This is a genomic window from Rhodoferax sp. (genome assembly GCF_037143375.1).
GTDB lineage: Bacteria > Pseudomonadota > Gammaproteobacteria > Burkholderiales > Burkholderiaceae_C > Rhodoferax.
In genome coordinates, this window is the sequence record NZ_JBAWYV010000107.1 from 1 (window position 1) to 11,055 (window position 11,055).

Genomic DNA, 11,055 nt, shown 5'->3' on the forward strand with positions numbered 1-11,055 from the left:
ATTCGTGAAATCTACAGCGGCATCATGGCGGTGCCCGCCGCTCAACTTAAAAAATGGCTGGCGCGGCTGGACAACCAGAACGTGCAGGGCGAGTACTACCTGACCGATATCGTGAAGTTTGCCGTGGCCGATGGCGTGCCAGTGGTGGCCCACAAAATCACCGACGCGGCCCAAGTGGCGGGCGTCAACAGCCCGGTGCAACTGGCCGAACTCGAACGGGCCTTTCAGTTGCGCAACGCCCAGCAGTTGATGGAGCAGGGCGTGCGTCTGGCCGACCCGGCGCGGCTTGATGTGCGGGGCAGCCTGACCTGCGCCCAGGACGTGTCGATCGACGTGAACTGTGTCTTTGAAGGCCAGGTGAGTTTGGGCGAAGGCGTGAAGATTGGCGCCAATTGCGTGATTGCCAACGCCAGCATCGCCGCCGGGGCGGTAATTCACCCGTTCACCCACATCGAAGGCGGCAAGCCGGGCAGCAAAGACTTCATTGAAGTAGGTGAGGGCGCCTTGATCGGCCCGTTTGCCCGACTGCGACCCGGTGCCAAATTGGGCGCCGAGGTGCACATCGGCAATTTTGTCGAGGTCAAAAATTCAACCCTGGCCAAGGGTGCCAAGGCCAACCACCTGGCGTATCTGGGCGACGCCACGGTGGGCGAGCGCGTCAACTATGGGGCGGGCAGCATCACCGCCAACTACGACGGTGCTTTCAAGCACCGTACGGTGATTGAGGCCGATGTGCACATTGGCAGCAACTGCGTGCTGGTGGCGCCCATCACACTCGGTGCGGGTGGCACGGTGGGCGGCGGCTCCACGCTGACGAAAAGCACACCCGCCGGGGCCTTGAGTGTGGCCCGGGGCAAGCAGGTGAGCATCGCCAACTGGAATCGACCCTCCAAATGAACGAGCAGCCCGAGGACCGGTTGCTGCCACAGGATGCGCTGGAATCCTTAAGGCTGGAAAACGTACATCTGAAGTGTGAATTGTTGAAAGCCCGGGCCGAGCTGGATGAGTTCACCGCCTCGGTGTCGCACGACCTGCGGGCCTCGCTGCGGCACGTCAACGCCTACGTGCAGATTATTCAGGAAGACCTGGGCGACGCTGCCCCGGCGGGGATCAGGGGCCATTTGGGCACCGTCGGCCAAGCGGCGAAACAGATGGGTCGCCAGATTGACGGCTTGTTGGCTCTGTCACGCCTATCGCAGGTCGGGCTGCAATTGACGCCGGTGGACGTGGTGGCAATGGTGCGTGATGTCTGCGCTGAAATGGCGTCGGCGTTAGCCGATCGAGTGGTGGATTGGCAAGTGGACACCGATATTCCTGTCCTGATGTGCGATGCCGCGCTGTTGCGCCAAGTTTTCTCGCACCTGTTATCCAACGCCTGCAAGTTCACCGCCAGCCGGGCTTTGGCTGTGATCCAAGTGAACTGGCAACTGGACGCCAGTGGTCTGTGCGCCTTGACTGTGACCGACAACGGGGTCGGTTTTAATCCGCAATACGCCGCCAAGTTATTCCATGTGTTTCAACGCTTACACGGCGCGCGTGAGTTTGAAGGCCTTGGGATGGGACTGGCGCTGACCCGCAAAATCATTGAACGCCATGGTGGCACGGTGTCTGCCAGCGGTGTGCTTGATGCCGGTTGCCGAATCAGCGTGACGCTGCCTCTGGCAGACGTTAAAGCGGCGTTATAGCGGCAGTGGCACCCGCGCCCCAAACTTGCTGCGCTTGACGCTGAAAAAAGTCTTGACGTTGCGCACATTGGCATCCGATGTAAACAGCCGCTGAGCCAGCGCCAGATAGTCCGGCATGTGCGCGCAGTGCACCACCAGGCAAAAATCCGGCCCCGGCGAGACCCGGTAACACTGCTGCACCGCCTCATCCCCGGCCACGCGCTTCTCGAACGCTTCCAGCGCCGCGTTGTCCTGGCGGTCAAGTGTGATCTCCACAATGGCGCACAAACCGTGCCCCGCGACCTCTTGGAGTTTTTCGACGCTGAGAACGGCGATTTCGCGCTCGATCAGCCCGGCATCGCGCATCCGTTTGACGCGCCGAAAACAAGTGGGCGGCGAGGTGTGCACCAGCGCCGCCAAGTCCTGGTTGCTGCGGGAAGAATCGTTTTGCAGCAGGTCAAGCAGTTGGAGGTCGATGGCATCCAGGTTTGAGAATTCCATATTTTCCCCAAATATGAAATATTCTAATTATTTCAAGACGGCTTGCCGACGACGCTCCAGATAAGCCTGCAATTCGCCGACCACCCCTTTGCGAAAGGCCATCACGCAAATGACAAAGATGACGCCAATGATGACGGTCACCCAGGAGCCCACCTTGTCGGCCAACATGTCTTGCAGCGCGATCACAATGCCCGACCCCAGCACCGGCCCGAAGAAAGTACCCACGCCGCCCAGCAAGCTCATCAGAATGACTTCGCCCGACATCGACCAGTGCACATCCGAGAGCGTGGCAAACCCCATGATCAGGGTCTTGAGCGAGCCTGCCAGCCCGGCCAGCGCAGCAGACAGCACAAAGGCCAACAGCTTGTAGCGGTCCACCTGGTAGCCGAGTGAAATGGCGCGCGGTTCGTTCTCTCGGATCATTTTCAGCACTTGGCCAAACGGCGAATGCACGATGCGGGAGATGAACATGAAACAGGCCACAAAAATCACCAGCACCAGGTAGTACAAGGTGGTGTCCGACTCTAGTGACAGCAGGCCAAACAACGCGCCGCGCGGCACCCCTTGCAGGCCGTCCTCACCGCCTGTGAAGGGCGCTTGCAGGCAGACAAAAAACACCATTTGGGCAATCGCCAGGGTGATCATGGCGAAGTAAATGCCTTGGCGCCTAATGGCCACCAAGCCGACCACCAGACCAATCAGGCCAGCACCGAAAGCCCCCGCCAGAAGCCCCAGCTCTGGGGTGACGTGCAGCGACTTGATGGCGTAGCCAGTGAAATAGGCCGCCGAGCCAAAAAAAGCCGCATGGCCAAAAGACAGCAGGCCGGTAAAACCCAGCAACAGGTTGAAGGCGCTGGCAAAAATGGCGAAGCACAGCAGCTTCATGACAAACACCGGGTAGAGCCCGAGCGCGGGGGCCAGAACGGCCAGCACCAGCAGAACCAGGTAGGTGGCGGCGATGAGTTTGTTGGCTGGTTTCATGGCTCAGGCCTCCTTGCCAAACAGACCGGCGGGTCGGATCATCAACACAATAACCATGATGACAAACACCACGATGCTGGAGGCTTCCGGGTAAAAAACCCGCGTCAGCCCTTCAATAATGCCCAGGCCGAGACCCGTCAGGATCGAGCCCATGATGGAGCCCATGCCGCCAATCACCACCACCGCAAACACCACGATGATGAGGTTGGAGCCCATCAGCGGGTTGACCTGAATGATGGGGGCCGCCAGCACACCTGCCAGGCCAGCCAGCGCGGCACCGGCGCCATAGGTCAGCGTCACCATCAGGGGCACGTTGATGCCAAACGCCTGCACCAGCGCGGCGTTCTCGGTGCCGGCGCGCAGGTAGGCGCCAAGCCGGGTGCGCTCAATCAGGTACCAGGTGCCCAGGCACACCGCCAGCGATACCGCCACCACCCAGGCACGGTAGTTGGGCAGCACCATGAAGCCCAGGTTCGTGGCGCCCGACAGCAGTTCAGGCACGTTGTAGGACTGGCCTGACACGCCATACAGTTCGCGAAAAATCCCCTCGGCAATCAAGGCCAGGCCAAAGGTCAGCAGCAGGCCATACAAGGGGTCGAGCTTGTAAAGTCGCTTCAGAAACAGACGCTCAATCACGACGCCCAGCAGACCCACCGTCAGCGGTGCCAGCACCAGCGCAAACCAGTAGTTGATGCCAAACTGGTCGAGCATGATCCAGGCGGCAAACGCGCCCAGCATGTAAAGCGCGCCATGCGCAAAATTCACAATGCCAAGCAGACCAAAAATGACCGCCAGCCCGAGGCTGAGCAGGGCATAAAAAGCGCCGTTAACCAAGCCCAGTAGCAACTGGCCCAGAAAAGCTTGAAGGGGAATGCCGAAAATTTCCATGTGACCTAACGTCGTGCCCTCTCCCCGCCGGGAAGAGGGTGAGGGGTTTTAGTTATTTTTTGAGCAGCGCGCACTTGGATTCGGCGGGCGTGGTGAACGCCTGCTCGCCCGGCACCTTGGCGACGGTCTTGTAGTAATCCCACGGCGTGATGGAGTCCTTGGACGACTTGACCTGGAACAGGTACATGTCGTGGATCATGCGGCCATCCGCACGGATCTGGCCCTTGTTGTAGAAGTCGTCAATCTTCATGCCCTTGAGGACGGTCATCACCTTGTCGGCATCGGTGGTGCCGGCGGTTTGCACCGCCTTCAGGTAGTTGGTGGCGGCTGAGTAGTCGGCGGCTTGCACGCTGGACGGCATGCGCTTGTATTTGGCGAAGAAGCGCTTGGCAAACGTGCGTGAGGGCTCGTCCTGGTTCCAGTACCAGCTGTCGGCCAGTTGCAGGCCTTCAGCATTGGCCAGGCCCAGGCTGTGCACGTCGGTAATGAACACCAGCAGGCCGGTGACCTTCATGGTTTTGGTGATGCCGAATTCTTTAGCCGCCTTCATGGCGTTGGTAAAGTCACCGCCGGCATTGGCCAGCCCCAGAATCTGGGCTTTGGACGACTGGGCCTGCAGCAAGAACGAGGAGAAGTCGGACGCATTGAGGGGGTGCCGCACGGCGCCCACCACGCTGCCGCCATTGGCTTTCACAACGGTGGAGGCATCGGCTTCCAGCGAGTGGCCAAAAGCGTAGTCGGCGGTCAGAAAAAACCAGTTCTTGTTACCGGCCTTGACCAGCGCCGTGCCAGCCACTTTGGCCAGCGCCACGGTGTCGTAGGCGTAATGCACGGTGTAGGGCGAGCAGGCTTCGTTGGTCAGACGGGCCGAACCAGCACCAATCGAGAAGAAGGGGCGTTTTTTCTCTTCGGCCACTTTGGCCATGGCAAGCGATGTGCCGGAATTGGTGCCGCCGATCAGCATCGACAGGCCGTCCTTGTCGATCCATTCGCGCGCTTTGGAGCTCGCCACATCGGCCTTGTTCTGGTGGTCGGCGGTCACGACTTCAATCGGGCGGTTGAGCACCTTGCCGCCGAAGTCCTGCGCGGCCCACTTGACCATTTCGCCACCGGCGGGGCCGTCAAGGTCGGCATACACGCTGGACATGTCGGTGATGAAACCAATCTTGACCGGGCCGGTGTTTTGCGCGAAGGCGCCGGCGCCAAATCCAAGGGCCAAGGCGGTAACGAGTGCTTTAAGTTTCATGCGGTTTCCTGGTGGGTTGTGGTTTGAAAAATGAAGTGTTGGCGTCGTTTCAAACGCCGAGGTAGTCCTGCAACATGCCCATGTTTTGGGTCAGTTCATGTTGCGCAAACTGTTTCACGATGGTGCCGTGCTCCATCACGTAAAAACGGTCGGCCAGTGGCGCTGCAAAGCGGAAGTTTTGCTCCACCAGCACGATGGTGTAGCCCTTGGCTTTGAGCGTCAGAATCATTTCGGCCAGCTTTTGCACAATGACCGGCGCCAGACCTTCGGAGATTTCATCGAGCAAGAGCAGGCGTGCGCCGGTGCGCAAAATACGCGCCACCGCCAGCATTTGTTGTTCACCCCCTGACAGGCGGGTGCCAGGGCTGTTGGCGCGCTCTTGCAAGTTGGGAAACATGGTGTAGATCTCGTCCACGCCCATGCCGCCGGGTGCCAGCGTCGGGGGCAGCATCAGGTTTTCTTCGGCAGTGAGGCTGGCAAAAATTCCGCGCTCTTCCGGGCAATAACCCACACCTTGGCGCGCCACCAGATGCGGTGCCATGCGGATGGTCTCGTTGCCGTTGATCTTGATCGAGCCCCTGCGCTTGCCGGTCAGGCCGACGATAGCGCGCATGGTGGTGGTGCGCCCGGCGCCATTGCGCCCCAGCAGCGTCACCACTTCGCCCTGATTCACGCTCAGGTTGACTCCGTGCAGGATGTGGGATTCGCCATACCAGGCGTGCAGGTCTTCAATGCGGAGCAGTTCGGTGGTCATTCAGTGGGCGCCCTGCAGGGTGGTGTCGACGGTGCCCATGTAGGCCTCGATCACCAGGGGGTTTGTTGAAACCTGGGTGTAGGGGCCGTCGGCAATGATGGCGCCGCGCTGCAGCACCGTGATGCGGTCGGCAATCGAAGACACAACATTCATGTTGTGCTCCACCATCAGGATGGTGCGCCCGGCAGAGACTTTCTTGATCAGTTGCGTCACGCGGTCCACGTCTTCATGGCCCATGCCCTGCGTGGGTTCGTCCAGCAGCATCAACTCGGGCTCCAGCGCCAGTGTGGTGGCCAGCTCCAGCGCGCGCTTGCGGCCGTAGGGCAGGTTGACGGCCATTTCGCTGGCAAAGTTTTGCAGGTCCACCTCGGCCAGCAGTTGCTCCGCACGTTCGTGCAGGTGACTCAAGGAGCTTTCGGCTTTCCAGAAATGAAACGAGGTGCCCAGGTTGCGCTGCAGTGCCGCACGCACGTTCTCCAGCACGGTCATGTGTGCAAAGACGGCCGAGATTTGAAACGAGCGAACGATGCCGCGCCGGGCTGTTTGCGCGGGTTGCTCTCGCGTGATGTCGGTGCCGTTGAAGGTGATGCTGCCCTTGGTGGGCTGCAGGAATTTGGTCAACAGGTTGAAGAAAGTGGTTTTGCCCGCGCCGTTGGGGCCAATCAACGCATGGATGTGGCCGCGCTGAACCTTCAGGTCAACTTGGTTGACAGCCACGAAACCCTTGAACTCTTTGGTCAAACCGCGCGTTTCAAGAATGATTTCAGCTGACAAATGGATCTCCCGCAAATTTGATTTGAGTCGCGAACATTTGAATTCGTAGACAACTAAATTTGAATGTACCGAGTTGCACCGCACTGCGTGAGCGGGTAAGCACTTAGGTAGTTTTACCGGTGGCGAATCAAGATGAACGGCACGGTCGGCCGCTCACGGGGTTTCTTGGCTTGATGAATTGAAAGTCGAAGCCCGGTCATTTGCGGCGACTTTTATTTCAATAAATATAAATTAATGAAACAAAAAAACATTAGCTATTAAATTTGAAATAAAAATCCAAATTTATATAAATTTAAATAGCATATTTCTTAATGAAGCTTCTACCATCAGGCACCTATTTTCTGGAGAAGTCTATGTGCGGCATTGTCGGCGCGGTATCCAACCGCAACATCGTTCCCATTCTGGTGCAAGGGCTTTCTCGCCTGGAATATCGCGGGTATGACTCCTGCGGCGTGGCGGTCTATGCCAACGGTTTGCAGCGCGCCCGCAGCACCTCGCGAGTCGCCGAACTGGCTGAGCAGATCAGCACGACCCACCTCGAAGGCAGCACCGGGATTGCCCATACCCGCTGGGCCACCCATGGCGCCCCGGTGGTGCACAACGCGCATCCCCATTTCAGCCACGGCACGGGGCCAGACGCGGCCAGTAAACCCGGTCGTATCGCGCTTGTTCACAACGGCATCATTGAAAACCACGATGACCTGCGGGCGCAACTCCAGGCCAAGGGCTATGTCTTTTTGAGTCAGACCGACACCGAAGTCATCGCGCACCTGATCGACAGCCTGTACGACGGTGACCTGTTCGAAGCGGTAAAAACGGCACTTCCCCAGTTGCATGGCGCCTACGCCATCGCGGTGTTTTGCAAAGACGAGCCGCACCGCCTGATTGGCGCGCGGGCCGGTTCACCCCTGATTTTGGGTGTGGGCAAAGACAGTCAGGAGCATTTTCTCGCCAGCGACGCCATGGCCCTGGCCGGTGTGACCGATCAGATCGTCTACCTCGACGAAGGCGATGTGGTCGATATCCAGATGGGCAAATACTGGCTGGTTGACAAGAATCACAAGCCGGTGCTGCCAGCGCAGCGCCCGGTCAAGACCGTGGTGGCGCACAGCGGTGCGGCTGAATTGGGACCGTATCGCCACTACATGCAAAAAGAGATTTTTGAGCAACCCCGTGCCATTGCCGACACGCTGGAAGGCGTGGACGGTATCGTTCCCGAGTTGTTTGACGGCAGCCAAGCTAGCGCGGCACGGGTGTTCAAGGAAATTGACTCGGTCCTGATCCTGGCCTGTGGCACCAGTTACTACAGCGGTTGCACCGCCAAATACTGGTTGGAGAGCATCGCCAAGATTCCTACGCAAGTCGAAGTGGCCAGTGAATACCGCTACCGCGATTCGGTGCCCAACCCGCGCACGCTGGTCGTCACCATCACCCAGTCGGGCGAGACCGCCGACACGCTGGCCGCCTTGCGCCATGCACAGAGCCTGGGCATGAAACACACCCTGACCATTTGCAACGTAGCAAGCAGTGCCATGGTGCGTGAATGCGAGTTGGCCTACATCACCCGGGCCGGGATCGAGATTGGCGTGGCGTCCACCAAAGCCTTCACCGCGCAACTGGCGGGTTTGTTTTTGCTGACGCTGGCGCTGGCGCAAGCCAAAGGCCGGTTGAGCGAGTCAGAAGAAGCGCGTCACCTCAAGGCCATGCGCCATTTGCCCGCTGCCTTGCAAGCCGTGCTGGCGCTGGAACCACAGGTAATTGCGTGGTCTGAAGACTTCGCCAAAATGGACAATGCGCTCTTTTTGGGCCGGGGCCTGCACTACCCGATTGCGCTTGAAGGCGCGCTCAAGCTCAAGGAAATCAGCTACATCCACGCCGAGGCTTACCCGGCGGGTGAACTCAAGCACGGCCCGTTGGCGCTGGTGACCAGCGACATGCCGGTGGTCACTGTGGCCCCTAACGACGCCTTGCTGGAAAAACTAAAGAGCAACATGCATGAAGTGCGCGCCCGCGGCGGTGTGCTGTATGTGCTGGCCGATGCCGACACCCGCATCGAATCAGGCGAAGGCTTGCACGTCATTCGCATGCCCGAGAACTACGGTGAGTTGTCGCCGCTGTTGCATGTGGTGCCGCTGCAGTTGCTGGCTTATCACACCGCATGCGCCAAGGGCACCGATGTTGATAAACCTCGTAACCTGGCCAAAAGTGTGACAGTCGAATAGTGATCCAATAATTGCAGGTTATTGTGATCGTAGTAATTAAACCGGTAAATTGAGAATTAAATCAGTAATTCAAAAATTATCTGAAATTCCATATTCGTATGCCCAAAGCAATATAAACGCTCAGTCTCCCACTGGTCGTATTGTCCAGCGTCTCGGCGATTCCGCGACCTACCTTGTACTCAAAAGGAATTGGGAGGTTTGGAACTATATATTTGTGGCTGCAATTCGTTCCACCCGCTGCAAGAGCGTGATAACCGCATCGACGATCTGTTCATTTGTTGAGTCGGCGTTGCCCAAAATGGTCAACTCACCTTTGCACACGATACCGGGTAGGTATCGATCTGGATCAGCATTTTCGGCTGTCCAGGCGTTCTGTGCTACGTGCCCGCTCATACCAACTGGGATGATTGGCTTGCCAAGTAAAAGTGGTCGTATAGATAAGAACTGTAAATTGAGAGAAAAACTGTCAAGGGTAGGCGGGTGTATGGTGAGAATAAAGTCGTCCAAATTGGACTTGCGATTGGACAAAAGTCGTAAATCAGCATTTGGCATCATGATTTACGGCCCCACAAAAATTCACCATGCCCATCCGGTCGAATTTGGAACGGTCCTCTCCGCCGTTAACAACTAGTGACGATTGAAGCGACCTGACTCATCAAATTTTCGCGAGCTGCATCCAAGTTGCTCGCGTTTGTCTTCTTTGACAAATGCTCGCGCGGCTTCTTACCCAGGAAGTTATTAATCCGTTCCATGCTTGCGGGCGAGGGGTGAGGCATACGTAAACGGAACAAGCGCTCAACCGCCATTTTCTCGCGCGTTCATACCGCCACCAACAAGGGGCTTGGCGAGGCAACCCTTAACTATCACCAGATTGAGAACGTCCCGGCCGTAGGTCTGCTCGACCTTCTTGTACTGACGGACCCTCTTACCACCGTCAAACCGATCGCTTAATATGCATTTATTCTTTTAAATATCCTTAATGCATGAAAAATTCCGAAATGCTTGCACGTACAGAACGTGCCCGCAAAACATGCAAGACACGCGGAATAACGCAGGAGCAAATTGCCGCTGATCTTGGCGCTAGCCAGTCGCAGGTCAGCAGGATACTGAGTGGCCGAGGGTTTCGCGCCTCCCGTTTAGCAGAGGAAGTTTGTCTTTATGTTGAGAGGACCGAGGGCGGAGTAACGGCCGAATCGGTGCGAGCTAACGATGAGCTCGTAAACGCGTTGACCGTCACCTGGAATGGCTCTGCCGCTCACGCACGTGCCTTGTCGGCGGTTATTAAGTCTCTGTCGGCACTTGGGCCAATTCCTGGCACTGGAAACACCCCTTAGCAGAATTGACATGCAGCACTCACTCAGCGCAACAGATGCCGGTGTCAATCCTGATTTTGGACCGGTCGCTTTGCGTTCGCTGACAGCCCTGGCACCTTGGGTGTCTTCACTGAACTCAATCCGCCTCGACGAACACAACTCAGAAATGACAGTTGCCCGTGTGGTGGATGGTTTTCCACATGGACTGGAAAAATTCTGCGTTATGTCGCCCGGAGGACAACAGTTGAGGCGTCTTTCCTAATACGTCCTCACTGGCATAGCCGGTGCTCTCGGTGAATGCCCGGTTGGTGCGCAAAATGACACTGCGGGCATCGGTGATCATCATGCTTTCCTGCGACTCGAAAGCAATGGCGGCGATGCGAAGCGCGTTCTCTGCGCGCTTGCGCTCTGTGATGTCGGTGGCAATGCCACACACGGCGTAGATAGTCCCGTGAGCATGCCAAGCCGCCGCGAATAGGACTGGGAAACATCGTAACCGTGCAAGTGGTCAGTTCCAGCCTTTGATGCGACTCGCAATGCCGGAAGCATAGAGTGATGTTGGGCATATTGTGTTGGCTTCATATTGGACAGAATGGCCAATTGATGGAGCCTGGGCATGGCAACAGCATCCTGATTCTTGGATCCCAGCACTGACTTAACCAATGGCTGTCTGCGTAAGATTCACATGTCATGCGCGACTAACGTTATGGAT

General features: G+C 57.7%; 12 protein-coding genes. 4 read left to right on the top strand and 8 right to left on the bottom strand.

Annotated features, from left to right (window positions below; translation table 11 throughout):
- Positions 1–897, top strand: an 897-nt coding sequence (gene glmU, locus WCG50_RS13985) for a bifunctional UDP-N-acetylglucosamine diphosphorylase/glucosamine-1-phosphate N-acetyltransferase GlmU (protein WP_336900216.1), incomplete at its 5' end; no start/stop codon positions are given.
- Positions 894–1,685 carry an ATP-binding protein gene (locus WCG50_RS13990; RefSeq protein ID WP_336900217.1) on the top strand — a complete coding sequence of 264 codons (792 nt, stop codon included), beginning with the start codon at positions 894–896 and terminating at the stop codon, positions 1,683–1,685. The genes glmU and WCG50_RS13990, both read left to right, overlap by 4 nt.
- On the opposite strand, the gene WCG50_RS13995 is transcribed toward WCG50_RS13990, so the two are convergent.
- Genes WCG50_RS13995 through WCG50_RS14020 form a run of 6 tightly spaced genes read right to left on the bottom strand, consistent with a single transcriptional unit; the run spans position 1,680 to position 6,808 of the window.
- Positions 1,680–2,165 (bottom strand): Lrp/AsnC family transcriptional regulator, encoded by a 486-nt coding sequence (locus WCG50_RS13995; RefSeq protein WP_336900218.1) that lies wholly within the window; start codon positions 2,163–2,165, stop codon positions 1,680–1,682. The genes WCG50_RS13990 and WCG50_RS13995 overlap by 6 nt on opposite strands.
- 27 nt (positions 2,166–2,192) lie before the next feature.
- A complete protein-coding gene (locus WCG50_RS14000; RefSeq protein WP_336900219.1) occupies positions 2,193–3,146 on the bottom strand; it encodes a branched-chain amino acid ABC transporter permease in 954 nt (317 codons plus the stop codon).
- A 3-nt stretch (positions 3,147–3,149) separates the two neighbouring features.
- Positions 3,150–4,034, bottom strand: coding sequence for a branched-chain amino acid ABC transporter permease (locus WCG50_RS14005; RefSeq protein WP_336900220.1), 885 nt, complete (start codon positions 4,032–4,034; stop codon positions 3,150–3,152).
- Between the two features lie 52 nt (positions 4,035–4,086).
- Positions 4,087–5,280 carry an ABC transporter substrate-binding protein gene (locus WCG50_RS14010; protein WP_336900221.1) on the bottom strand — a complete coding sequence of 398 codons (1,194 nt, stop codon included), beginning with the start codon at positions 5,278–5,280 and terminating at the stop codon, positions 4,087–4,089.
- 49 nt (positions 5,281–5,329) lie between these two features.
- Complete coding sequence (locus tag WCG50_RS14015) at positions 5,330–6,034, bottom strand: ABC transporter ATP-binding protein (RefSeq protein WP_336900222.1); 705 nt, start codon at positions 6,032–6,034, stop codon at positions 5,330–5,332.
- On the bottom strand, positions 6,035–6,808 hold the full coding sequence (locus WCG50_RS14020; RefSeq protein WP_336900223.1) for an ABC transporter ATP-binding protein: 774 nt from the start codon (positions 6,806–6,808) through the stop codon (positions 6,035–6,037). It lies immediately after the preceding gene.
- Between the two features lie 353 nt (positions 6,809–7,161).
- Between WCG50_RS14020 and glmS the strand changes: the two genes are divergently transcribed.
- The gene (gene glmS, locus WCG50_RS14025; RefSeq protein WP_336900226.1) at positions 7,162–9,030 is read left to right on the top strand and encodes a glutamine--fructose-6-phosphate transaminase (isomerizing); all 1,869 of its coding nucleotides are present in this window, start codon (positions 7,162–7,164) and stop codon (positions 9,028–9,030) included.
- A 204-nt stretch (positions 9,031–9,234) separates the two neighbouring features.
- On the opposite strand, the gene WCG50_RS14030 is transcribed toward glmS, so the two are convergent.
- A complete protein-coding gene (locus tag WCG50_RS14030) occupies positions 9,235–9,585 on the bottom strand; it encodes a hypothetical protein (RefSeq protein WP_336900224.1) in 351 nt (116 codons plus the stop codon).
- Between the two features lie 443 nt (positions 9,586–10,028).
- Between WCG50_RS14030 and WCG50_RS14035 the strand changes: the two genes are divergently transcribed.
- Positions 10,029–10,364 carry a helix-turn-helix transcriptional regulator gene (locus WCG50_RS14035; RefSeq protein WP_336900227.1) on the top strand — a complete coding sequence of 112 codons (336 nt, stop codon included), beginning with the start codon at positions 10,029–10,031 and terminating at the stop codon, positions 10,362–10,364.
- Positions 10,365–10,503: 139 nt separating this feature from the next.
- Here WCG50_RS14035 and WCG50_RS14040 read toward each other — a convergent pair whose 3' ends face one another.
- Entirely contained in the window at positions 10,504–10,779 is a 276-nt protein-coding gene (locus tag WCG50_RS14040; protein ID WP_336900225.1) for a PAS domain S-box protein, read from the bottom strand.
- Between the last annotated feature and the right edge of the window lie 276 nt (positions 10,780–11,055).

Bases quoted from the DNA above. Each gene is read 5' to 3' on its own strand.
- WCG50_RS13990 (WP_336900217.1), top strand. From the start codon at position 894: ATGAACGAGCAGCCCGAGGACCGGTTGCTGCCACAGGATGCGCTGGAA.
- WCG50_RS13995 (WP_336900218.1), bottom strand. From the start codon at position 2,165: ATGGAATTCTCAAACCTGGATGCCATCGACCTCCAACTGCTTGACCTG.
- WCG50_RS14000 (WP_336900219.1), bottom strand. From the start codon at position 3,146: ATGAAACCAGCCAACAAACTCATCGCCGCCACCTACCTGGTTCTGCTG.
- WCG50_RS14005 (WP_336900220.1), bottom strand. From the start codon at position 4,034: ATGGAAATTTTCGGCATTCCCCTTCAAGCTTTTCTGGGCCAGTTGCTA.
- WCG50_RS14010 (WP_336900221.1), bottom strand. From the start codon at position 5,280: ATGAAACTTAAAGCACTCGTTACCGCCTTGGCCCTTGGATTTGGCGCC.
- WCG50_RS14015 (WP_336900222.1), bottom strand. From the start codon at position 6,034: ATGACCACCGAACTGCTCCGCATTGAAGACCTGCACGCCTGGTATGGC.
- glmS (WP_336900226.1), top strand. From the start codon at position 7,162: ATGTGCGGCATTGTCGGCGCGGTATCCAACCGCAACATCGTTCCCATT.
- WCG50_RS14030 (WP_336900224.1), bottom strand. From the start codon at position 9,585: ATGATGCCAAATGCTGATTTACGACTTTTGTCCAATCGCAAGTCCAAT.
- WCG50_RS14035 (WP_336900227.1), top strand. From the start codon at position 10,029: ATGCTTGCACGTACAGAACGTGCCCGCAAAACATGCAAGACACGCGGA.